The following is a 24,634-nucleotide window of genomic DNA, read 5'->3' as shown; positions in this document are numbered from 1 at the left end:
GCTCGTATATAGTTGGCGCAAATATCGGGCATTGAACCCAGAAAAAAAGAACGGACTTTTGCTTTTTAAACAACTAAATAATCATCATATATAGGGCGCCATTAAATGCTAAAGCCATATAAAACGTGAAAATGAAATATTTCTTCCTGATCTTTGGCTTTAGAACGTGTTTTCCCTTACCTTTGCCGTCCTTAAAAAGAAATTTCAAAAATGGCAAACCATAAAGCTACCAAGAAAGATGTGCGCCAGGCAGCTAAGCGTAGAGATCGTAACCGTTACTATGGCAAAACTACACGTAACGCTATCCGCGATTTAAAAGAAGTAAAAGAAACATCAGCTTATACTGATAAACTGCCTTCAGTTGCTTCTATGATTGACAAGCTTGCAAAGCGTGGAGTGATCCATAAGAACAAGGCTTCCAATTTAAAGCGCAAATTAGCTAAGCACGTTCCTGCAGCAACTGCATAAACTGGTTTACCTGTACATATTTTGTAAAACCTGCCTGGTGCAGGTTTTTTGTTTTACAAATCACTGGCCCCTCCTACTTCTTTTTATTTTGGAAGGATGACGGTAAACCTGTTCAGGTTATTCTCCAGGGCGCTATAGCTTACCTGCGCATGATGCAGGCTAAGAATACGCTGAACAATGGACAGCCCTAACCCAAAGCCTTTTTTATTGGTTGAATTATCCCCCCTGAAAAATGGTATGAAAAGTCTTTGTTGCTCTTCTGCAGACAATTGTCTTCCCCGGTTGTTGAAATGTAAAACGATCCTTGTTGTTTCTGCTTTGATAGCTATAGTCACAAGGTTATCTTCCGAATAATTACAAGCATTCCTTATCAGGTTTTGAAACGCAGACTTGATCAGCATTTCGTTGCCTTTGAAGATGAGTAGCTGCTCATCATCAGGAACTTCTTCAAAATCAACAGATATGACAGCATTCCGGTATACATTCTTGGTTATATCAATGGTTTCGTATACCAGTTCATCAATTCGTATATCCCGCCAATCTTCTATTGAAGTAAGCGTTTCGTATTGCGACAACAGCAACAATGAATTGGTAAGCGAGATCATGTCCTGCTGATCTTCTTTTAGTGATTGAAGGATCCGCCTGTATTGTTCCTTTGTCAGGTCCTGGTTCAGCGCAACTTCTGTTTGAGACAACATATTTGCCAACGGCGTACGTAGCTCGTGCGATGCATGCTGCACAAAACTCTTCCGGGTATCAAAAGAATTTTCCAACCTATTCAGCATTGCATTGAAGTTATTGGCAATCTGGCTGATCTCATCTTTTGAAGTGCCCACATCAAGTCGCTCCATCAGGTTTTTCTCATTGATGTGCTGCATCCGCAACTTCAGTTGGTTGAGCGGCTTCAATATTTGTTTTACATAAAAGAAAGCGAGGAATGCAGATAAGAACAATCCACCCAGGATGGAAAAGATGAGAATAATGAAAAGATTGTTGGCTTTGCTTCTACCATACTTATCAAACCCTGAGATGGCCACATAATGCTCGAATGGTTGATCCCTGTAAAGGACTACATGCTCACGCTTATTTTTAGTAAAATAAAATACCGAACGCTCCTTCGCATTTGTAAAATCACCCGGCTGCAAGGCTATATTATCTCCACCTTGACTGGTATAAAGAGGTTTTAGAACTGAGTCATAAACAGCTACCTTTTCTTCAGGAATGGTGGTTTGGATGTACAGCAGTGCAGAGTCAGGCTGCCACTTCCTGTCATTCTTGCCATTGAAAAAAACATTAGAAACCTTTTTCCCCTCCGCTTCCAGCCTGTTGTAAAACTCATCGCGCCTGAATTCCTCGTTCAGTATTATAATATATATAGCCGATATTGTTAGAATAACAAAAACGGACAGGCTGAAGAGAATTGCAAAGCGAAGCTTGAAACTCATGCTATCAGAGTTCCTTTAAGAAATATCCAAAACCTGGCTTGGTATGTATAAGCTTGGTCTCAAAAGGCTTGTCGAGCTTGTTGCGCAAGAAACTAATATAAACCTCGATGGTATTGGTGCCTGTATCGAAACTTAGTCCCCACACCTTCTCCAGTATCTCCTGTTTAGAAATTACCTTACCATTGGATTTTGCTAACAGAGCTAAAAGCGCAAACTCTTTAGCGGTAAGATTAACTACTGTACTTCCTTTGGTAACTGTTTTATCCAACAGGTCTATCTCCAGGTCACCTACTACTATCTTTTCAGTTACTTCAGTGGCTGCATCCGATCTTTTGAGGAAGACCTTGATACGGGCAAAAAGTTCATTGAAGTGGAAAGGCTTCACTATATAATCATCTGCTCCCAGGTTGAAGGCATGGATCTTATCAGTGATCTCTCCCAACGCTGTAAGCATAATGATAGGGATGTTCTTTTTTGCTTCCCGGAACTCTTTACAGAGCGCCAATCCATTCTTATAAGGCAGGTTTACATCCAGCAAAACCAGGCTATAGTTATGCTGTTGAAATAGCTTTTCTGCAATATTTCCATCAAAGGCTACATCTGTCTGGTACCCCTGCCTGGTCAACTCTTCTTGAATGATCTGACCTAGCTTTGGTTCGTCTTCGGCTAACAATATCCTGTGCGTATTTTCCATTACTTTTAATGAAATTATAAGGACAAATTAATGAAAATTCTAGTTGCAATAACATATATACTATTTTCTACTATAGCACTTCAAGCTCAATCGCTCATTACCACGTTCGAAAAATCATCAGGAAAGGAAACAGCTACTTATTTTGAAGCGATTAAACATTACGAATTACTTGATAAAAAATATTCAACAATTTCTATAAAAAAGTTTGGACTGACCGATGCAGGTTATCCATTGCACCTGGTTGTATTTTCTGCAGCCAAAACTTTTGATCCCGCCCAGTGGGAAAAGAATAAGAATGTTGTACTGCTGATCAACAATGGTATTCACCCCGGAGAACCTGATGGTATAGATGCCAGCATGATGCTACTGCGCGACCTTGCTTCAGGAAAAATAGCCGCGCCTTCTAATGTAGTGATCGGCTTCATACCCGTGTATAATATTGGTGGCGCGCTCAACAGGAATTCTTTTTCGCGTGTAAACCAGAACGGGCCTGTGAGCTATGGCTTCCGCGGCAATGCACAAAATCTTGATTTAAACAGGGATTTCACCAAAAATGACTCGAGGAATGCTAAAGCCTTCGCTACCATTTTCCATTACATGCAACCACATATATTGATGGACAACCACGTAAGCGATGGTGCCGACTACCAGCATACTATGACACTGCTGACATCGCAGCATAATAAACTTGGCGGTGAGGCAGGTAAATACCTGCACGATCATTTTGAACCGGCTCTTTATAAAGGCATGGATGCTAAAGGATGGCCGATGTGTCCTTACGTAAATTTTGAAAGTGCTAATCCAGAGAAAGGATGGCTTGCCTTTTACGATCCTCCCCGCTACAGCAGTGGCTATGCAGCATTGTTCGGCACTATAGGTTTTGTGCCTGAAACTCACATGCTGAAGCCGTACAAAGACAGGGTGCTTTCTACCTACGCGCTTATGCAAACGCTAATTGAAGAAAGCAGCAAACAAGCAGCCAACCTGGTAGAGAACAAGAGAAAAACGCTGCAGGATCAGCTTTCGAAAAATGACTTCCCCCTTAGCTGGACAGTCGATAGCACCAAAAACGACATCATTACTTTTTTAGGCTATGAAGCCGGCAGGAAGACAAGTGAAGTAACTGGCATGCAGCGGCTGTATTACGACCGCAGCAAACCGTTTTCTAAAGAAGTGAAATACTACAATTTCTTTAAGCCAAAAGTTATTGCCACAGCTCCTAAAGTATATATTATTCCGCAAGGCTGGCATTCGGTAATAGACATACTGAAGCTGAACAATGTAAAGATGCAGCAACTGGCAAAAGACACTGTTATGGAAGTACAGGCAGCACGAATTGAATCCTACAAGTCGATGCCACGACCATACGAGAAGCACCATAAGAATTATGACACAGAGATTAGCTGGAGCACACAAAAGATCAGGTTTCTAAAAGGAGATTATATCATTTCCACTAACCAGCCTGCGAAACGTTACCTGGTAGAGATGCTAACACCAAACGGTGATGACAGCTTCTTTGCCTGGAATTTCTTTGATGCCATTTTACAACAAAAAGAAGGCTACAGCGACTACAGGTGGGAAGATGTAGCTGCGACATATTTAGCAGAACATCCTGAACTGAAAGAAAAGCTTGAGCAACAGAAAAAAGCAGATGAGACATTTGCTGGCTCTGCTTCGGCTCAACTAAATTTTATTTATAAGCACTCGCCGTACTACGAGCCTGCTCACTTACGCTACCCGGTGTATAATCTTCGGTAACAATAGGTTGAAATGCAGGCTCCTTGTGTACATGTATCATGCGTGCAATAAAGATGCATGTAAATACAATCACGATACTCAGGTAACCTACAACAGGGTAATGCAGGATCTTACCATCAGGTGCTGTAAGTACTATCATTCCTGCAATGAGCGATGCCATTCCAGTGAACAACTGCTGGATACAACTGTTGAAACTCATAAAGCTTCCACGCTGTTCAGGCTTTACCACATTACTTATGATAGCCTGTGCAGGTATACCCCTGCCGGTGCTTATAGCAAACCAAAAACCGGTTACCACCAGCACATAATAATACTTGATAGCCGGCATGTTGGTTATTAGGAATATAGGCACCAGTGATAGTACGCAGAAAATATAAAATATACGGTGCTTGCCAAATTTGTCAGCCAGTTTACCAATAAAAGGCGAAGCAATAAAACTAGCCACACCGCCTACCATATACACCAGGTTGCGCTGCCATTCTGTAAATCCTACATTCATTTCCATGTATGGGTTAAGAAATGGTATGATCAGGAAGTGTCCCAACATCAGGCTGCCACTTAGCAAAAGCGCAGTTACCTGTTGCCTGTTTGCGAGCAGGTTCCTGATCATGTTCAGTGGGTTTTCTTTTATTTCACGTGCTGCCTCTAAGTGGCCGCGCATAGCAGGCAGAAATTTTCCTACAGCGAAAATGACAAACAGCCCTAATCCACCAATAAGCAGAAAGGGAGCATGCCAACTAAACCTGCCGGCAAGGAACAGCGAGAATGGAACACCAACAATGGAAGCAAGAGAAAAGGCCGAGAATAAAATACCCATTGCCGTAGCACGCCTTTCATAAGAGAAACTGTCAGACACTATACTCAGTACTTGTGCGCCAATAAGTCCACCAAATAATCCTGCAATAATCCGCGATACCAACAACAAGAAATATGTTGGAGCTATACCACAACATACGGTACCTATCACAAAGCCTGTATAGCCAAAGAGCAGTACTTTCTTACGGTCAAATTGGTCTACATAAAAAGCAGCTGAGAAACCTGAAACGGCTGCAGCTATACTGTAAGATGCAACTACTACACTAAACTCCTTTGGGCTGATCTGGAAATAAGGCATGAGGAAATTGCCTAATGGCATCATCACCATAAAATCCAATATATGGGTGAAATTGATAGCTGCCATTAATAGCAGAAGTACCCGCTCCTTCCAGTTCATAATAAAATTTGCGCGAAGGTCGCATGATTACTGCTACCACAGCTGCCGCAGAAGATGCATTTTACACCTATAGCAGAGTTTAAAGGAGCATTAACAATTAAGGGATTTTTGAGATGGAGCCGCTACCTACCACTTTCCTGGAAACCACTGCATTGCCTTTGTAACGCACACTACCACTTCCTAATATATTAGCGGACAGGTTTACATCAGCAAACAGAAATACATCACCAGATCCGGCAATTTTTACTTTGGCATTTTCAGCTTTTAGCTTTTCGCCATCAAAATTTCCACTACCGGCTATATCAACCTCCAGGTCTCTTGTTTCCCCTGAAATGTGCAGGTTTCCACTTCCTGCAATTTTTGCGTCTACTTTAGGTGCATTTACATCCATTGTCACATCGCCACTACCTGCAATGTCTACAGAAGTTTTATCACCATTATCAAAACTGCCTTTGGTTACCACATCACCACTTCCGGCTACTCTTATATTGGTAAGCGTAGGCGTAGATACATACACCTTTATTTTATTATCGGAATTGATTGAGACATTTTCACGCACACGGATCTTTAGCCAATTATCGTCCACTTCAGTTTCTATGTAAGGCAGCAGATTGGCATCAGCCTCTACACGAACGCCCGTTTCACCTGCAATTACCTCCACATCCATAGAGCCAAGAACTTTTATTTTTTTGGCACTTCTAATGTTGCGTTCCTCGCTTTGCAGTTGCCCGTTACCGGAAATACGTTCACGATTGTGGCAAGCTGACATGGAATATAACAGGACACAAAACATTAATAGGGAGGAGAGCTTTATCATATGCAGTGGTTTAAGAGGTGGAAAAGATAGAAATAAATATGAAGTAAGTGAAACCATTTACGTAAAAGGGTGCGAGATAAATTCTATTACCTTCGCATCGTTTTAAACCTACTCTTCTCCGATCTATATGAGCGAAAAAATTATCATCCTTGACTTTGGAAGCCAGTATACTCAATTGATAGCACGCGCTGTTCGTGAAGCAAATGTGTTCTGCGAAATTATCCCCTATCATAAACCATTCACTTTTGATGAGAACCTGAAAGGTGTGATACTAAGCGGTTCTCCTTTTTCTGTGAATGATGAAAAAGCTCCCGTAGTTGATGTTAAAGAATTCAACGAAAAACTACCTGTATTAGGTGTTTGCTATGGTGCACAACTGACAGCCAAGATCTTTGGCGGAAGAGTAGAAAAAAGCAACAAGCGTGAATACGGTCGCGCTCATTTACAAATAGAAAAAGAAGACAAACTTCTGCAGGGTGTTTCGCTGCACAGCCAGGTGTGGATGAGCCACGGAGATTCAATACTTGAACTTCCTACTGATTTTGAAGTGCTTGCTACTACTGAAAGTATACCAGTAGCCGCCTTCAGAAAAAAGGACAACAATGATCATCCCTTGCATGCGCTGCAGTTTCACCCTGAAGTATATCATTCGTTGGAAGGCAAAAAGATCATTTATAACTTCCTGGTAAACATTTGCGGTTGTAAGCAAGACTGGACCCCTTCTTCTTTTGTGCAGGAAACCATTGACAACATAAAGCAGCAGGTTGGTGACGGGCAGGTTGTAATGGCTTTAAGCGGTGGTGTAGATAGCACAGTGGCTGCTACCCTTATCAGCCGCGCCATTGGCGACAGGCTACATGGGATTTTTGTAGACAACGGCGTTCTGCGGAAAAATGAATTTCAACAAGTATTGGATACCTATAAAGAGATTGGTCTTAACGTAAAAGGTGTAGATAAGAAACAACTTTTTTACGATGAACTAAAAGGAAAAGCAGACCCGGAAGAGAAGCGTAAGATAATCGGGCGCCTGTTCATCGATGTTTTCCAGGAAGAGGCAACCTCGCTTACCAAAATTGATTTTCTTGGGCAGGGAACTATTTATCCTGATGTGATTGAAAGTGTAAGCGTTCATGGACCTTCGGCTACCATCAAATCGCATCACAACGTAGGAGGGCTACCGGAAAAAATGCACCTGCAGTTGGTAGAGCCATTGAAGTACTTGTTTAAAGATGAAGTACGAAAAGTAGGTTTAGAGTTAGGCATTCCTCATGACCAGATTTATCGTCATCCATTCCCGGGACCGGGCCTTGCAATCCGCATTTTAGGCGATATAACAGAAGAGAAAGTTAAACTACTGCAGGAGGCAGATGACATCTACGTGCGTGGTTTAAAAGAATACAAGCTATATCCATCTATATGGCAGGCAGGCGCTATTTTACTTCCTGTTAAAAGTGTAGGTGTAATGGGCGATGAAAGGACTTATGAATATACATTAGCCTTACGTGCAGTAACTTCGGTTGACGGCATGACTGCTGATTGGGCACATCTGCCATATGAATTCCTGGCGCACATTTCAAACGAAATTATTAACAACGTGCGTGGAATAAACAGGGTGGTGTACGACATCAGCAGCAAACCACCAGCAACAATTGAGTGGGAATAAAGGCATCAATTTTGTTTCAACAGCAGAAAGTTTTTTAATCATGAGTTTTTTCTACAGGCTTGCTATTTTCATCCTTACCCTTACCAGTTGTTTTAATGTAGCTGCGCAAAATGAACAGCGCGTAAAAGTGGCGGTATTTGCACCACTTTATCTTGATGAAGCTTTCAATGGCAATACTTATAAACTTGGTAAAACAAACCTGCCCAAACACATTCTTCCTGGCCTGGAGTTTTACAATGGTGTTATGATGGCAGTAGACAGCCTTAACCGCGAAGGAGTGAATGCAGAAATTCATGTTTTTGATACCAAACAAGATGCGATAGCACTTAACCAGATCTTACATGGTCCGCAATTCAATGGTACAGGATTGATCATAGCTTCTGTAACCACGCCTGCTGAATTGAAATTGTTTGGTGATGTAGCTCAAAAGCGGCAGATACCTTTTATCTCTGCTACTTATCCTAACTATGTTGGCATCAACCAGAACCCGTATTTTGTCTTACTGAATTCTTCTTTTCAAACGCATATAGAAGGACTGTTCAAGTACATGCAGCGTTATCATTCCATGGATAAGATCATTGCATTGAAGCGCCCGGGAAATACTGAAGACTACATCAAGAATACGATCAATGAATTAAACAAAGCCACACCAGCTTTTCCTTTGATCATTAAATGGGTGGAAGTAAAAGATGATTTGACAGCGGCCACACTTGCCCCACACCTTGATAGCACACGTAACAATGTGGTTTTTGTAGCATCTCCGCTTGAGTCTTTTGGATCCAAAGCTGTGAGAGCTTTAGGCGACAACAGTAACTACCAGGTAACAGCGATAGGTATGCCTACCTGGGATGGCATTAGGGAATTCAACAGGAGAGATAACAAGAACGTTGATATCATCTACTCTACGCCTTTTAATTACGGTAATAACGAGAGTTTAAATGCTGGCATCAACCGTGCATATAAAGCAAAATACTACAGCCGTCCAAGCGATATGGTGTTTCGCGGTTTTGAAACAACTTTTCACTTTACACGCTTGCTAAACAAGCACCGCGGCAACCTGCTCAACAATCTTTCCGACAAAGATTTCACCGTCTTCAACAACTTCGACATTCAACCCATCAAACGTAAGAGTACCAACCCACAGCCTGATTTTATGGAGAACAAGAAATTGTACTTTGTAAAAAAGAGAGAAGGGAATGTGGTAAGCATTTACTAAGTCAGAGGTTTGAAGTTTAAGGTTTAAGGTTTGAAGTTTACTGTGTTTGTTGTTGGATGTTAGAAGTTGGATGTTAAATACTAATTCTAATAGGTCCACTAGTCTCATACCTGATTATAAGTTGAACAGCACTTGATTGTTGATCTACTTCCAACTTCAACCTCCAACCTCCAACTTACCCGATGGCATTATAATTTTACTGCACCAGTGAATGCCATTAATAGAATTTACTAATAAAGGTCTTTGCTGTCCACAAGGTGGCTTTTATATAGATCCATGGAAGCCGGTGGATAAAGCTCTGATCACGCATGCACACAGTGACCATGCGCGGTTTGGTTCCAACGCTTATCTATGTCATACCGACTCCAAAGCAATACTTGAACTACGATTAGGACCCGGCACTTACCAAACCATTGGATGGGGTGAAACCATCAATATGAATGGCGTTAAAGTTTCTTTTCACCCGGCAGGTCATGTTATTGGTTCATCGCAAATAAGGCTTGAGTATAATGGTGAAGTGTGGGTAGCAAGTGGCGATTATAAACTGGAGAACGATGGCATCAGCGGCCAGTTTGAACCTGTGAAGTGTCACACCTTTATTACCGAATCTACTTTTGGCTTACCCATCTACAAGTGGAGATCCAACCAGCAACTTGCTCACGATATTCAGCACTGGATACAGCAAAATATCAGCGACAATAAAACAAGCGTCATCATTGCATATAGCCTTGGTAAGGCACAACGTGTTTTGAAAGCCGTAGAACAGGTTACTAATAAAATCTATGTTCATGGAGCTGTATACAATGTACACCAGGCACTGGTAAATGCAGGTCATTCACTACCACCAGTAAAACGTGTAACCAACGAAACCACCAAAGAAGAACTTAAAGCCAGTGTTGTGATCGCACCACCAAGTGCTGATGGCAGTAGCTGGATGAAACGTTTTACTCCGTACAATTTAGGCATATGCAGTGGCTGGATGCAAGTGCGTGGTAATGCCCGCAGGCGAAATGTAGATGCAGGTTTTGTTGTAAGCGATCATGCTGATTGGGATGGGCTACTGCAGGCGGTAAAAGCAACCGGTGCAGAAAAAGTATTTGTTACACATGGCTTCACCGCTGCCTTTAGCCGCTACCTGAATGAAATAGGCATAGATGCCGCCGAGGTAAAAACGGAATATGGAAACGATGAGGAAGAAGCACCTGCAATAATAGCAGAAGGCGCACCTGAAGAATAACAATGGAAGCAGTCACTGATCATATAAATCCGGAACATAACATTGCCACCACTGCAGGCATGAAGCAGTTTGCACAGTTGGTAAAGATACTCGGTACCAGTACCAAGACAACAGCCAAACTGGATGCATTGGTCGACTATTTTTCTAAAGCAACTGGTAAGGACAAAGTATGGGTGATAGCACTATTCAGCGACCGCAAGCCCAAGAGCATTGTGAATAGCCGCCAGCTGGTAGAATGGTGCGTGGAAATGGCTGCCATTCCGGGTTGGTTGTTTGGTGAAAGCTACCATGTAGTTGGTGATCTTGCAGAGACCATTTCTCTTTTATTACCTGAGGGGGCTCCTGCTACAGATGACAAACCGCTCTACTATTACCTCGAGGCATTTCGAACCATAGAAAAGCAAGATGAAGCTATCCGCAAACAATTCATCCTTGACTGCTGGAGCACCATGGATAGAAATGAATTGTTTGTTTTCAATAAACTTATCACAGGAGCTTTTCGTATTGGTGTTTCACAAAAGATGATCGTGAATGCGCTGGCCAAATTTACCAACCTGGAGCCGTCGGTGATAGCCCATAGAATAAGCGGGCAATGGGATCCAGTAACCACCACTTTGCAAAATTTATTGGATGAAAGTCCGATGATAATTGACCACTCTAAGCCCTACCCTTTTTACCTGGCTTATGCACTGGATGATGAACCAGCAACCTTGGGTGATCCTGCTGAATGGCAGGTAGAATGGAAATGGGATGGTATACGCGGACAGTTGATAAAGCGCAACAACGAACTGTTTGTATGGAGTCGCGGCGAAGACCTGATGACACAAAAATTTCCGGAGTATCACCTGCTGAAAGATGTGCTGCCGGATGGCATTGTGCTCGATGGCGAGATCATTCCGAGCATTGATAAACAGCCGCTGCCTTTTGCTGTTTTGCAAACGCGCATAGGCAGGAAGAACATCACTAAAAAACATTTACAAGAAGCGCCCATTACCTTTTTTGCCTACGATCTTTTAGAGTACAACGGCGAGGATTGGCGAGGAAGGCCTCTCAGCGAAAGACGCAAACAACTGGAGGCTATAATAGAATCTTTGCAGAGCAATGTCATCCTTCTATCGGAGGTGGTAGAGTTCAATGATTGGGAAGAATTGAAGGAGTTGCGTATGACATCAAGAGAACGTAACGCAGAAGGTTTTATGCTGAAGAGAAAATCATCCAGCTACCAGGTAGGCCGCAAGGTGGGTGACTGGTGGAAATGGAAGATTGACCCGCTGACGATAGATGCAGTGATGATATATGCAGAGAAAGGATCTGGACGAAGAAGTAACCTATACACCGCCTACACATTTGCTGTACGCGATGGTGAAAAACTGGTTCCTTTTACAAGGGCGTATAGCGGGCTTACCGATAAAGAATTCAATGAAGTGGATTCATTTGTGAAACGAAATGCCATTGAAAAATTTGGGCCTGTAAGAACCGTTAAACCTGAACTTGTTTTTGAGATAGCCTTTGAAGGAATAGCTGCCAGTAACCGCCATAAGAGTGGCGTGGCACTGAGGTTTCCGCGCATAAGCAGGTGGCGGAAAGACAAGAAAGCTGATGAAATAAACACACTGGAAGATCTGAAAAAGATGCTGGAAGTATATGGGGTGAAGAAGGAAAATTGATCAGTTGATTGGTTGATCAGTTGATCAGTTGATTTAAATTTTGTTCATAAGTTGGTTTATTGGTGATGGTGGCTGGTGTTGATAAATGAGATGCCGATGAACGTAATGCGACGCAACGATGCTCCATCAACGACAAATGCTGGTTCCCATATCCTCTAAAAACCTTCAACAAAATGCTGCGGCTCCAAGGGCTTCCCTTAGTTTTATAACATGAAGAAATGGTGTGCAATATTGGCTATAGTAGCGGTGTGGGTGATGTATGTTGCTTTAACTAATGGAAGTGAAAAACCAGTGCCTGTTCCACCGTCTGTTCAACAGGAAGGTGACCCGGCTAAAGGCTACAACTACCTGGTGACAGGTGACTACATTAAGAGCGGGATACCTTATAAAATGTTTATTCGTGCTGTGGGCAAGGATACGCTTAATCATCTTGGCAGAACTGGCGACAACACTAACCTTAGCTATGCTTATACGGCGGTAGACGCTGCAAACGGTGAACGCATTGTTGCGGTAAATTGCCTGCAGTGTCATGCACAGGTTTTTGACAAGAACCTTGTCATAGGCCTTGGAAATTCGGAAATGGATTTTACCCGCAACCAAAAATTTTCTTCAAGCGATGCGGCGATGTTGTACAACCTGCTTTCAATTACCAACAAGAAGCAGTTCCAGGCATCGAAGCAGTTCTTACGTGCGGCAAAAACCATAGGACCGAAACTATTTACGCAGGTTCGCGGGGTGAATGTAGCAAGCAGATTAGCTGCATTGCTGGTAGCACACCGCGATCCGCAAACATTGGAGTGGAATGACAAACCGATCATGGACATTCCTAATGAAGTAATACCAAGCGATGTGCCTGCATGGTGGCTTTTGAAGAAGAAGAATGCCATGTTCTACACGGGTTTTGGACGTGGCGACTTTTCTAAATTTTTAATGGCTTCCAATCTTCTGACAGTTTCTGATACTACAGAAGCAGCTGAGGTTTATGCTCACTTTGCTGATGTGCTTGCTTACCTGAAAACTTTGGAAGCGCCGAAGTTTCCCGGCAACATCAACCAACAACTGGCTGCACAAGGGCAGAAACTGTTTAATGACAATTGCTCCAAATGCCATGGCACTTATGGTGAAAACGAAACCTATCCAAACCTTCTTATTCCTGCATCTATTATAAGGACTGACACAGCTTTTTTTGCTGCTAATTATGCTAACCCTCAGTTTGTTCAATGGTTCAATAGTAGCTGGTTTACTTCAGGTGCTACTCCTGCACAGTTGGTACCTTATCGCGGTTATATAGCTCCGCCGTTAGATGGAGTTTGGATAACAGCGCCCTATTTTCATAATGGCTCAGTACCTACTTTGGAAGGTGTGCTAAACAGTAAAGCACGTCCAAAATACTGGTCGAGAAATTTTGAGAAACAGGAATACAACTACAATAACCCTGGCTGGAAATACACCAGGCATGATAAAGCCGGTAAGAACATGTACAATACCACGCTGAATGGCTATGGCAACCAGGGACATTATTTTGGTGATAAGCTGCAGGAAAATGAACGTAAGGCTGTGATAGAATACCTGAAAACGCTGTAGTAGTTAACAAGCTGGTAATCTCCTTCTACTGCACCAACTACAGGAGCTTCATCTATTTATCTTTGCCATACGAATGCCAGATTTGAAGAAAACGCCAGGGTACAAAGTTATCAGCCAGTGGCTTGCCGGTAAAGATTTCAAACCATTTGCTTTCCAGTTGGAAGCATGGCAAGAGATACACACAGGCAGCAGCGGTTTGGTGAATGCGCCAACCGGCTTTGGTAAAACTTTCTCTGTATTTCTTGGTGCGATTATCAACTTCATCAACGATAATCCCAAAGATTATAAGACCAGGAAAAAGAATGGGCTGCAACTGCTATGGGTAACGCCTTTGCGTGCACTTGGTAAAGACATAGCACGTGCTATGGAAGAAGTGGTTGCAGAACTTGGAATGAACTGGCAGGTAGGCATTCGCAATGGCGATACCGACATCAATGAAAGGGCGCGCCAAAAACGTAGCATGCCTGAGGCGCTGATAATTACTCCTGAAAGCCTGCACTTATTGCTGGCACAAAAAGGTTATAAAGAAACTTTCGCTTCACTTAAAGTTATTGCGGTTGATGAATGGCATGAGCTACTTGGCAGTAAGCGCGGAGTGCAGGTAGAACTGGCAGTAAGCAAGTTGGTAAAATTGGCATCTGCTAATGAAGTCAAAAGTCAAAATGCAAAAGGTAGAAGGGATGTGCAGGTATGGGGTATATCGGCAACTATAGGCAACCTGGAGCAAGCTAAAGAGGTACTGCTGGCACCTTTGAAACAAACCACTTCTGGTAACAGCGCGGTAGCAAAAGAAGAACGGAAGCAGGTAATCGTAAAAGCCAACCTGAAGAAGAATATCGAGATTGAATCGGTGGTACCTGACGAGATAGAAAAATTTCCATGGGCAGGGCACCTAGGGCTGAACCTTGCTGAAAAGGTAGTAGATATCATTCGCGCTAATGTCACCACCCTCCTTTTCATCAATACACGTGGTATGAGCGAACGCTGGTACCAGACACTCTTGGCTATGGCTCCTGATCTTGCCGGCGCACTGGCACTTCACCATGGCAGTATAGAACAGGACCTGCGTATATGGGTGGAGGAAGCCTTACATACAACGAAGCTTAAAGCAGTGGTATGTACGGCAAGCCTTGACCTTGGTGTAGACTTTCGTCCGGTAGAAACCGTAATACAGGTAGGCTCGCCCAAAGGTGTTGCACGTTTCCTGCAGCGTGCAGGACGCAGTGGTCATCAACCTGGCAAAGTCAGTAAGATATTTTTTGTACCTACACACTCATTGGAACTGGTAGAAGCAGCTGCGCTGAAGCAGGCCATGAAAGAAGAGATCATTGAAGCCCGAGAGCCACGCATACTTTGTTTCGATGTCCTTATTCAGTACCTGTGCACCATTTCCATCAGCGAAGGTTTTGATCCAGCTGAAGTATATGAAGAAGTAAAAAGCACTTACTGCTATGCAGATGTCACTCCTGGTGAATGGCAGCAGTTACTTTATCATATTGTAAGTGGTGGTGTAGCGCTGCAGCAATACGATGAATATAAAAAAGTAGAAGTAGGCGAAGATGGACTGTACCGCATGAAGAACAGGCGGATGGCAATGCGTCATCGTATGCACATTGGTACTATTGTAAGCGATCCAATGCTAAAGGTGAAGTTTCTGGCAGGAGGTTATATAGGTATCATTGAAGAATGGTTCATCAGCCGTCTTGAGCCGGGTGATGTATTTACCCTTGCAGGTAGAAACCTTGAACTGGTAATGATAAAAGACCTAACGGTTCTGGTGAGAAAATCATCATCAAAAAAATCAATTGTTCCCAGCTGGCAAGGTGGGCGGATGCCGCTTTCATCTAACCTGGGCATGATGCTGCGCCGCAAGTTCAATGAAGCATTTACCAACCCGGAAGACATAGAGCTAAAAGTGCTGTCACCTCTATTTGAAAAGCAGGAACAGCTGTCGCATGTACCGGCAGCAAACGAACTACTGGTAGAACAGATTGAGACTAAAGATGGTTTCCATTTGTTTGTTTACCCATTTGAAGGCAGGCTGGTGCATGAAGCTATGGCTGCAGTGCTTGCATTTAGAATAAGCCTCATTACGCCTATCACCTTTTCTATAGCCATGAATGATTATGGCTTCGAACTTCTGAGCGATCAGCCCATACCTGTGGATGACAGCAATGTGTATGACCTCTTTACTACAGAAAATCTTTTTGCAGATATACAACGCAGCGTGAACTCCACTGAAATGGCCCGAAGAAAATTTAGGGACATAGCAGTCATCGGAGGATTGATTTTCCAAGGCTATCCCGGCGAGCATAAAAAGGCAAGGCACCTGCAGTCGTCGGCTTCGCTATTGTTCAATGTGTTCTCTGAATATGATGCAGACAACCTGTTGGTTCGCCAGGCATTTAACGAGGTGATGGAACAACAGATGGAAGAACAAAGGCTACGCGATATGTTGGAACGTATTCAGCAGTCGAAGATCGTGCTCACTTTTCCCACTCAACTTACGCCTTTCTGCTTTCCAATAAAAGTGGATAGTATGCGCGAAAATATGAGTAGCGAAAAACTGGAAGACAGGATAAAAAAGATGCAGGCGCAGCTAAATTAAATTCAGATGTTTATTCATTTGTTTATCACCATTTTGAGCTGAAACCCTTTACAGTACTGCATTCTGGGCAAAACAAAAAATAAAAATTCACCATCATCTTCAGCAACAGCTTCTCAAAATTTCGTTAAATTACAAGTTCATCAAAATTCATCCCATGAGAAAAATTACCACATCTCTACTGGCGGTAGTGATGCTTGTTGCTGCTTGTTCTAAGAAAGATATTAAGACAGCTGAAGAGCCTGCAGTGCTGATTGAAAATCTGACGGAGCGCCAGTGTGCATCGCACGATGTTTTAGAAAAAGAACTTGCTGAAAATCCACAGCGAGCTGCTTTTTTAAATGAATTAGAAAGACAGACACAAGCGTACATTAACCAGCCTGGAATGCATCGTTCTACGGCTTTGCGTACTATCCCGGTTATTCTACATGTACTGGAATCAAGCCCTAATCTGATCACAGATGCACAGATCCAATCGCAGATAGATGTACTAAACAAAGATTTCACAAAGGCCAATGAAGAGCTGAGCCGGAACAATATTTACCTGGCTAATTATCCATTAAGCTCTGTTGCAAATTGCCAGATCAACTTTTCAGTGAAACAAGTAATTCGCAAAACTACCTCTGCAACCTTCGGATCAAATAATGCGGTGAAATTTACAAGCCAGGGCGGCAGTGATGCAGTTAATTCTGACACTCACTTAAACATTTGGGTGTGCAATCTTAGCAGTGGCTTGTTGGGCTATGCGCAGTTTCCAGGTGGAAATGTTGCTACAGATGGTGTAGTGGTAGATTACCAGGCATTTGGAACTTTTGCCAGCTATTCAATGTATGCTGCTTTCAATAAAGGAAGAACTGCAACACACGAAGTTGGTCACTGGCTAAACCTGCGCCATATATGGGGCGATGCAAGATGTGGTAATGATGGTGTTTCTGATACGCCTTCACACGATGCTTCTAATAGTGGATGTCCTTCTGCTGGTTTAAAAAGTAATTGCGCAGGAAAACCTTTGGAGCAATGGATGAATTACATGGATTACACAAATGATGCTTGCATGTATATGTTCTCTGCTGGTCAACGAGACAGAATGGATGCAGCTATTTTGAACTCTAGAAGTGCATACATACAATAAGAAGATTTCATTTTTATCAAAATCCCTCCCATGCACATGGGAGGGATTTTGTTTATTAGCTATTCCACTTCACCGCCTGCTTCTTTCCAGGCTTTCCATCCACCATCCATAGAGTATACATTGTTATAGCCCATTTTCTGAAGGTTATCAGCTGAAAGCGCTGACCTGAAGCCACCACCGCAATACAATACCATCTCGGTATTTTTATCAGGCACCTCTTTTATGATATCTCTTTCGATCACGCCCCGGCCTAAGTGTTTGGCTCCCTTTGCATGACCAGCGTCCCATTCATTGTCCTCACGTACATCTACCAGTAGCGCGCCTGCTTTTACCCTTTCCATTGCCTCGCCTACATTTACTTCTTTGATGCGGCTCTTTGCATCCTGCACTATGGCTAAAAATTCTTTTGAATGTTCCATAAGTAGTTGATTAGTTTATGCGACTAAAGTTAATGAACAGCCAGCTGATTGCAGGTGGTTGTTGGTGTATTCTTTACCTTCAAACATTCTGCTAACCAAAAACACCTCAAGGATGGATACAGGCATTCTTCACTCAATCTTAGATAATGACTTCTATAAATTCACCATGCAGCATGGTGTGGTAAAATTGTTTCCCAAAGCCAGGGCACGCTACCAGTTTATAAACCGCGGCAAACATGCATTTCCTCTAGGTTTTGCTGAAGCGTTAAGAAAGGAAGTGGATGCAATGGCAGGCTTGAAACTAACCATAGAAGAAAAGAAATTTCTTGCCGACGCCTGTCCTTACCTCGATCCAACTTACCTCGACTTCCTGCAGGGCTATTGCTACAATCCAAAGGAAGTGGTGATAGAGCAGCAAGGTGAAGATGTTCAGATTTTTATCGAAGGTTATTGGTACCGGACCATCCTGTGGGAGGTGCCACTGCTTTGCCTGGTGTCTGAGCTATTTTACAAATTCCAGGATACAGAGCGGGTACCAGATGAAACGGTGATAGAAACAACGAAAGACAAAATTGAAAAGTTTAAAGCTTTAGAAATCAAAGTAGCGGAATTTGGAACCCGCCGCAGGCACTCTTACCAGGTGCACCGCATGGTTATGGAAACATTGTGCAGGTATGGCAAACCTTCTTTTGTTGGTACCAGCAATGTTCATTTTGCCATGATCAACCAGGTAAAACCCATAGGCACGCATGCACACGAATGGTTTATGTTTCATGCAGCCAAGTATGGTTTTAAAATGGCCAATACAATGGCTCTTGAGCATTGGGTAGATGTCTACCGCGGAGATCTTGGAATTGCATTATCTGATACCTATACTTCTACCAGCTTCTTTCGCCAGTTTGATAAAAAATTTGCAAAGCTGTTTGATGGCGTACGTCACGACAGCGCAGATCCTGTTGATTTTGCCAAACAAACCATTGATCATTACCGCAGCCTCGGCATAAATCCTATGTCAAAGACAATCATTTTTTCTGATGCACTTAATTACGATAAAGTGAACAGGATAGCATCTTATTGTGCAGGTAAAATAGGCATGTCATTCGGTATAGGAACCAATCTTACCAATGATGTAGGACTGAAGCCAATGAACATTGTTATAAAAATGACAGAAGCACTGCCAGAAGATGGTGAATGGACACCGGTTGTTAAGCTGTCGGATGAAAGAGGAAAATATACAGGAGAAGAAAGCATGATCGCGCTGGCGAAATCGGTGTTACATATCAATTGATTGAAGATTTAGGATTGCAGATTTTATATTTGGGCTGGCTCTGAATTTTATTCGTCTTTTCTTTTCGACTTTCGCCTTTTGCCTTTTGACATTTCCAAGGCACAATCTTTTCTTGTTGTTCAAAAAATGAAGAACATGGATACCAACAACAATACTATTGAACCGGTGAGCAACAAAGAATACAACCAGCATCTACAAACTCAGGATCCGCACAAAAGTGTAGACATAACTGACGAGGAAGAAAATCATAGTACTGCAGCTGATGGTGGTGAATTGAAAACAGAGCCTGGTAGCCAGCAAGGCGAGCAACCGGCTGACATCTCAGAAGGTAACCTACCCGACTCCGAAACCATTTCTAACAATGAAGATGGTGAATATGACAGGGGACACATATCCGATAAGTAGAAAGCTCTGAATTGAAATTAGCTCCTACCTATGCTGTGGTATCTCTATACCTTTCAACTTCCGGTAGAACTCGGTAGCGTATAAATCCGTCATACCCGAAATGGTATCCAGCACGTTCATCACCTTTTCATACGCATTGTCCGTATCCTCAAAACCAGAGTATTGCATGGGGAACAGCTTACGGATCTTCATTTGCTTATGACCAGGCTTGGCAGCAAGCACAGCCGGCACGAACAGGCCAAGTAGTTCAGACATCACATTATAACCCGCTATCTCTATTTCTAAAACAGATTCATGGTTGTAGATCTTCTCTATTGAAAGCTTCAGTAGTTCATCGAAAGCGCCGGTTCGGTCATCAATGTTATCGAGCAGCGTGTCGTTGAAATTCCCTGAAAGAATAGCTTCCTTGTTTTCTAAAAAAACTTCGGCTGCAGTTTGAGTAAGAATATTGATAGCGCGTGCCCTCAGGAAACTGATCTTCTCATTCTGGTCACCGATCTTGTTGTATATCTCCTCCATCCTATTCACGTCCGCTCCTTCCCTGCCTAGGCGGCTAATGACGGTAAACAAAGAATCTTTCACCAACTGGTGAGGCAAAATTCCTAAACGATGTGCATCTTCAAGATCGATGATGCGGTAGCAAATATCATCTGCGGCTTCTACAAGGTATACAAACGGATGCCGCTTGAAACATACATCATCACCTCCTTCCCGTATCATACCAAGCTTTTCAGCAATGTTTACCAGCACATCTTTCTCCGCCTGGAAAAAACCATACTTCTTACGATGCTTGAACTTTTTATCCATTGCCGTTGCTTCGCATGGATATTTTAAAATAGAGGCTATAGTGGTAAAGGTAAGTCCTACTCCTGCCTGCAATCTTCCTTTGAAAGTGCGGGTAAGTAAGCGGAAGGCATTGGCGTTACCTTCAAACTTGCAGATGTCTGCCCACTCCTTTTCGGTAAAATGTTCTTGCAGTGGTTTGCCATCGAACACGACCCCGGCATTGTCAACAAAGTAAGCTGAAATAGCCTTTTCACCTGAATGACCAAAAGCAGGATTGCCAATATCGTGAGCAAGGCAACCGGCAGCAATCACGTTAGCAAGTTCGTACCTGTAAAACTCGTAACTGTCGCTGCTCTTATCAGCAATCTCTTCACTTATCTTTTTACCTACAATACTACCCAACGAACGACCAACACTAGCCACTTCTAATGAGTGCGTGAGCCTGTTGTGAACAAACGTGCTGCCGGGCAAAGGAAACACCTGTGTTTTATTCTGCAATCGCCTAAAGGCTGAAGAAAATACCAGCCTGTCAAAGTCTTGCTGAAAGCCAGACCGTGGTTCCTGCGAAACCTTGTTGTGCCCTACACGCTGTGTAGTAAATATTGTTTCCCACTTCATATATGAAAAAAGTGGAAAGGTAACGCACAAACTGTTTTTAACAGCAGTACATGAACAGCTCTTTCAAATTGAAGCGACGGTATAGCTGTTGCCTGTTATCTTTGCCGCCTAACAAGGACTTGAGGTGCAGGCAGCAAAGAAATTTTTACTACACGAACAAACATTATGGCTATCGCCTGAGCGATGTATTTTTTGGGAAGAACAAAGCACGCTTATTGTTTCAGATCTTCATTTCGGTAAAACAGGTCATTTCAGAAAAGCAGGTATAGGTGTTCCGCAGAATGTATATAAAGAAGACCTTCAACGGTTATTGGCACAGGTACAGCATTACAGGCCGCATCAACTGGTAGTGGTTGGCGATCTTTTTCATAGCAATGCCAACAAAGAGATGGACTTGTTCATGCGGTGGCGCCACGATTTTTCGCAACTACACATTGCCCTTGTAAAAGGCAACCACGACATCCTGTCGAAAGGCTGGTACAGCCAGGCAAACATTGCTGTAAGTGATGATCACCTTGCAGTAGATAGTTTTTGCTTTGTTCATGACATAGCTGCCAAATGCGATGCGGGGAAAGAAATCAAGTACTATTTCAGCGGGCATATTCATCCTTGTATTACGCTACGGGGCGTGGGAAAACAATCTTTGAAATTTCCTTGTTATTTTTTTGGAGCATCTTATGCAGTGTTGCCTGCTTTTGGAAAATTCACCGGCACCGCGCATATAGAGCCCAAAGCCACCGATCGTGTTTTTGCAATTCTCCCATCCGACAAAGTAAGAGGTGAAAAAGCAGCGGTGGTGGACGTTATGCCTAACCATGTAGTTTAACAGCCTGTGCTCAAAATAGCCTTCAATCCTGTTTACGCGCATTCCCTACCAGAGAACCACCGGTTCCCTATGCTGAAGTATGAGCTTATACCGGCGCAGCTATTACATGAAGGCACTGTTACCAATGATAATTTTTTTGCCCCGCATACTTGTCCTGAAGAGGTAGTGCTATGGACACATAAAAAAGCATATTATGATAAACTGGTGCAGCAAACGCTTTCTGCATCGGAGCAGCGAAGGATAGGTTTTCCGCAGTCGCCGCAGCTTACACAAAGGGAGCTGGTAATTACCCAAGGCACAATTGATTGTTGCCACTTTGCTATGCAACATGGAATAGCATTGAACGTAGCAGGCGGCACGCATCATGCATTTGCCGATCGGGGTGAAGGCTTTTGTTTATTAAATGATTTTGCTGTTGCAGCAAATTATTTACTGCAGAAAAATCTTGCTAAGAAGATACTGATCATTGACCTGGATGTGCACCAGGGAAATGGCACAGCCAAACTGTTTGAACACAAAGATGAAGTATTCACCTTCAGTATGCATGGTGCGCACAACTACCCTTTCCATAAAGAAACGTCAGACCTGGATGTACCACTACCCGAAGGCATGCAGGATGATGCTTACCTCGATCTCGTAAGCATTCATGTAAAACAATTGATAGAAAAAGTACAACCCGATTTTGCCTTCTACTTGTCAGGTGTAGACATATTGGAGACAGACAAATTTGGCAAACTTAAAGTGACAGTAGAAGGTTGTAAACAACGTGATGCAATTGTTTTTAACCTGCTAAAGCAACACAACATACCGTGCACCGTAGCCATGGGCGGTGGTTATTCTCCTGATATAAGAACAATTGTAGAAGCCCATTGCAATACCTTCAGGTTGGCTGCTCAACTATATTAATAAGAACATCTTCTAAGACTACCTCAACGGCTACAACCCTTGCCTGTGGCCTTTTCTACAGGTTGATGCGCTAATAAATGTGGTAATGTAAACCCACTATATTAACCAGAGAAGTATTCGAAATTCAATAATTAATTCATTCTGTTTTTCTTATAAAACGGTTGTTTGTTCCCTCGCAATAATAACCTGAGGCTGGCGCACAAATTGTTTCAGTTTAGTAAAATTTAAAATCTATGAAAACGATTATACTTCTAATTTTCAGCTTGGTGATATTATCGGGCTGTTCTAAAAATGTAGCTGTACCAGAAGCTGAAAATGAAACCAAAAACGGACAAGTAACTTCAGCAAAAGATGCAAAGGCATTTGCTACAATCCGCTATACAGGCAGCTTTGAAGATGGAGGATTTGGTTGGGTCTTGCAGATGACAGACCAGGTTTTTGAAGTACCCATCAATCTTGAAAAAGATTTCATGGTAGAAGGAATGGATGTATACGTAGTGTATGGTTATACTGACAAAGAAGTGCATTGCAAATGCCGTGAACCAAGATGGTATGTAGAGATTGTAGATATACAGAAAGCAAGCAGGTACGGTGAAGGAAATGAATGATCATTAGGGGCAAAAAAGTTCCCTGGCTTACTTAACGAATAACAGCACAGGGAACTTTTATTATTAGATAAACTACTTATTGCAGTAGCAGATCATAACACTGCTTCACTATCTCAAGCTCTTCATTGGTAGGTATTACCAGTACTTTTACTCTTGCATCTGCCTGGTTTATTTCACGCAGGTTACTAGAGCGTATGCCATTTTTTTCTTCGTCTAAAGTAATACCTAAGAAGTCCATCTCCTGGCAGATCAGCTGCCTGATCTTTACATCATTTTCTCCAACACCAGCTGTGAACACAATTGCATCCAAGCCGTTGAGTACAGCAGCATACGAACCAATATATTTCCTGATCCTGTAAGCATACATCTGGTAGGCTAATGCTGCATTGTGATTGTCTTCGTCCATAGCTTTTATAATGTCGCGCATATCACTAAAGCCTGTAAGGCCCAACATTCCGCTGCGTTTGTTCAGCAGCGTATTTACCTGCTCAATATCATAACCTAGCTGATTGACCATATGAAAGATAACAGATGGATCTATATCACCTGATCTTGTTCCCATGATAAGACCACTAAGAGGCCCAAAGCCCATGGATGTATCTACCGACTTGCCTGCATCCACAGCGGCCATGCTACAGCCATTGCCAAGATGGATCGTAATGATCTTTGCTTGCGGGTTTTGCAAATATTGCAGTGCTTGCTCTGTTACGTACTTATGACTGGTGCCATGAAAGCCATACGCACGTATGCGCATCTCGTGGTAAAAGTTTTGAGGAATGGCATAACGATACGCATGCTCAGGCATGGTTTGATGAAACGCTGTATCAAACACTGCCACTTGTGTAGCATTGGTGAAGATCTTCTCGGCTACTTCTATACCTAAATAATTAGCTGGGTTATGTAGCGGTGCCAGTGAGAACAAGCGTTGTATTTCTTTCTTTACTTCAGCATTGATGACGGTGGTAGAGGCAAAACTTTCGCCACCATGAACCACACGATGACCAACTGCATTGATCTCAGCAGGATCTTTAATTACGCCTATTTCAGGATCTGCGAGTAATCGTGCTACTTCATGCAAACCTGCTTCATGATCAGGCAGATCAAGTGTGGCTGAAATTTTCTTTTCTTCGCCGCCGGCAAATACCTTATGCGTAATCATAGAATTCTCCAGCCCTATTCTTTCTACCAAGCCACTGCAAATAGGTTTTTCATCAGGCATTTTAAAAAGCTGGTACTTGATAGAACTACTTCCAGAGTTTACAACAAATATGTTCATGTA

The 24,634-nt window shown here is 42.8% G+C and carries 21 protein-coding genes; 14 read left to right on the top strand and 7 right to left on the bottom strand.

Annotated features, from left to right (window positions below; genetic code table 11):
• Positions 1 to 210: 210 nt before the first annotated feature.
• On the top strand, positions 211 to 468 hold the full coding sequence (rpsT, locus tag J4N22_RS07850; RefSeq protein ID WP_207493376.1) for a 30S ribosomal protein S20: 258 nt from the start codon (positions 211 to 213) through the stop codon (positions 466 to 468).
• 83 nt (positions 469 to 551) lie between these two features.
• Here the strand turns inward: rpsT and J4N22_RS07845 are convergent, their stop codons facing one another.
• Together J4N22_RS07845 and J4N22_RS07840 are read right to left on the bottom strand one after the other, a co-directional pair.
• On the bottom strand, positions 552 to 1,913 hold the full coding sequence (locus tag J4N22_RS07845; RefSeq protein WP_207493375.1) for an ATP-binding protein: 1,362 nt from the start codon (positions 1,911 to 1,913) through the stop codon (positions 552 to 554).
• A 4-nt stretch (positions 1,914 to 1,917) separates the two neighbouring features.
• Positions 1,918 to 2,607, bottom strand: a complete 690-nt coding sequence (locus J4N22_RS07840; protein WP_207493374.1) for a response regulator transcription factor — start codon at positions 2,605 to 2,607, stop codon at positions 1,918 to 1,920.
• A 30-nt stretch (positions 2,608 to 2,637) separates the two neighbouring features.
• On the opposite strand from J4N22_RS07840, the gene J4N22_RS07835 reads away from it, so the two are divergent.
• A complete protein-coding gene (locus tag J4N22_RS07835; protein WP_207493373.1) occupies positions 2,638 to 4,365 on the top strand; it encodes a M14 family metallopeptidase in 1,728 nt (575 codons plus the stop codon).
• On the opposite strand, the gene J4N22_RS07830 is transcribed toward J4N22_RS07835, so the two are convergent.
• Both J4N22_RS07830 and J4N22_RS07825 read right to left on the bottom strand, forming a co-directional pair.
• Positions 4,298 to 5,578, bottom strand: a complete 1,281-nt coding sequence (locus tag J4N22_RS07830) for an MFS transporter (RefSeq protein WP_207493372.1) — start codon at positions 5,576 to 5,578, stop codon at positions 4,298 to 4,300. The two genes, J4N22_RS07835 and J4N22_RS07830, sit on opposite strands and share 68 nt — an antisense overlap.
• Positions 5,579 to 5,675: 97 nt before the next feature.
• A complete protein-coding gene (locus J4N22_RS07825) occupies positions 5,676 to 6,347 on the bottom strand; it encodes a head GIN domain-containing protein (protein WP_207493371.1) in 672 nt (223 codons plus the stop codon).
• Between the two features lie 175 nt (positions 6,348 to 6,522).
• Between J4N22_RS07825 and guaA the strand changes: the two genes are divergently transcribed.
• The 7 genes from guaA to J4N22_RS07790 all read left to right on the top strand — a co-directional run bounded on the left by guaA (position 6,523) and on the right by J4N22_RS07790 (position 17,499).
• Complete coding sequence (guaA, locus tag J4N22_RS07820; protein WP_207493370.1) at positions 6,523 to 8,058, top strand: glutamine-hydrolyzing GMP synthase; 1,536 nt, start codon at positions 6,523 to 6,525, stop codon at positions 8,056 to 8,058.
• Positions 8,059 to 8,098: 40 nt separating this feature from the next.
• On the top strand, positions 8,099 to 9,274 hold the full coding sequence (locus J4N22_RS07815; protein WP_207493369.1) for a type 1 periplasmic-binding domain-containing protein: 1,176 nt from the start codon (positions 8,099 to 8,101) through the stop codon (positions 9,272 to 9,274).
• A gap of 211 nt (positions 9,275 to 9,485) precedes the next feature.
• Positions 9,486 to 10,511, top strand: coding sequence for a ligase-associated DNA damage response exonuclease (locus tag J4N22_RS07810; protein WP_207493368.1), 1,026 nt, complete (start codon positions 9,486 to 9,488; stop codon positions 10,509 to 10,511).
• A gap of 2 nt (positions 10,512 to 10,513) precedes the next feature.
• Positions 10,514 to 12,178, top strand: a complete 1,665-nt coding sequence (locus J4N22_RS07805; protein WP_242692091.1) for an ATP-dependent DNA ligase — start codon at positions 10,514 to 10,516, stop codon at positions 12,176 to 12,178.
• Between the two features lie 210 nt (positions 12,179 to 12,388).
• Positions 12,389 to 13,762, top strand: a complete 1,374-nt coding sequence (locus J4N22_RS07800) for a c-type cytochrome (RefSeq protein WP_207493367.1) — start codon at positions 12,389 to 12,391, stop codon at positions 13,760 to 13,762.
• A 73-nt stretch (positions 13,763 to 13,835) separates the two neighbouring features.
• Entirely contained in the window at positions 13,836 to 16,370 is a 2,535-nt protein-coding gene (locus tag J4N22_RS07795) for a ligase-associated DNA damage response DEXH box helicase (RefSeq protein WP_207493366.1), read from the top strand.
• A 154-nt stretch (positions 16,371 to 16,524) separates the two neighbouring features.
• Positions 16,525 to 17,499 (top strand): zinc metalloprotease, encoded by a 975-nt coding sequence (locus J4N22_RS07790; RefSeq protein WP_207493365.1) that lies wholly within the window; start codon positions 16,525 to 16,527, stop codon positions 17,497 to 17,499.
• Between the two features lie 59 nt (positions 17,500 to 17,558).
• Here J4N22_RS07790 and J4N22_RS07785 read toward each other — a convergent pair whose 3' ends face one another.
• Positions 17,559 to 17,918: a rhodanese-like domain-containing protein gene (locus J4N22_RS07785; protein WP_207493364.1), complete on the bottom strand. Its 360-nt coding sequence runs from the start codon at positions 17,916 to 17,918 to the stop codon at positions 17,559 to 17,561.
• 112 nt (positions 17,919 to 18,030) lie between these two features.
• Here J4N22_RS07785 and pncB point away from each other — a divergent pair, with 112 nt between their 5' ends.
• Positions 18,031 to 19,206, top strand: a complete 1,176-nt coding sequence (gene pncB, locus J4N22_RS07780) for a nicotinate phosphoribosyltransferase (protein ID WP_207493363.1) — start codon at positions 18,031 to 18,033, stop codon at positions 19,204 to 19,206.
• 135 nt (positions 19,207 to 19,341) lie between these two features.
• Positions 19,342 to 19,611, top strand: a complete 270-nt coding sequence (locus J4N22_RS07775) for a hypothetical protein (RefSeq protein WP_207493362.1) — start codon at positions 19,342 to 19,344, stop codon at positions 19,609 to 19,611.
• Between the two features lie 24 nt (positions 19,612 to 19,635).
• Here the strand turns inward: J4N22_RS07775 and dgt are convergent, their stop codons facing one another.
• Positions 19,636 to 21,015, bottom strand: a complete 1,380-nt coding sequence (gene dgt, locus J4N22_RS07770) for a dGTP triphosphohydrolase (protein WP_207493361.1) — start codon at positions 21,013 to 21,015, stop codon at positions 19,636 to 19,638.
• Between the two features lie 124 nt (positions 21,016 to 21,139).
• Here dgt and pdeM point away from each other — a divergent pair, with 124 nt between their 5' ends.
• From pdeM to J4N22_RS07755, 3 genes are all read left to right on the top strand, one after another.
• Entirely contained in the window at positions 21,140 to 21,841 is a 702-nt protein-coding gene (gene pdeM / locus J4N22_RS07765) for a ligase-associated DNA damage response endonuclease PdeM (protein WP_207493360.1), read from the top strand.
• 69 nt (positions 21,842 to 21,910) lie between these two features.
• Positions 21,911 to 22,747, top strand: a complete 837-nt coding sequence (locus J4N22_RS07760; RefSeq protein ID WP_207493359.1) for a histone deacetylase family protein — start codon at positions 21,911 to 21,913, stop codon at positions 22,745 to 22,747.
• 233 nt (positions 22,748 to 22,980) lie between these two features.
• Entirely contained in the window at positions 22,981 to 23,355 is a 375-nt protein-coding gene (locus J4N22_RS07755; protein WP_207493358.1) for a membrane lipoprotein lipid attachment site-containing protein, read from the top strand.
• Between the two features lie 76 nt (positions 23,356 to 23,431).
• On the opposite strand, the gene J4N22_RS07750 is transcribed toward J4N22_RS07755, so the two are convergent.
• Positions 23,432 to 24,631: an acetate/propionate family kinase gene (locus J4N22_RS07750; protein ID WP_207493357.1), complete on the bottom strand. Its 1,200-nt coding sequence runs from the start codon at positions 24,629 to 24,631 to the stop codon at positions 23,432 to 23,434.
• Positions 24,632 to 24,634 lie beyond the last annotated feature (3 nt).

Source organism: Aridibaculum aurantiacum, from assembly GCF_017355875.1.
Taxonomy (GTDB): Bacteria; Bacteroidota; Bacteroidia; order Chitinophagales; family Chitinophagaceae; genus Segetibacter; species Segetibacter aurantiacus.
The sequence above is the reverse complement of the archived record's forward strand: the minus strand, read 5'-3'. Positions and strand labels throughout refer to the sequence as shown.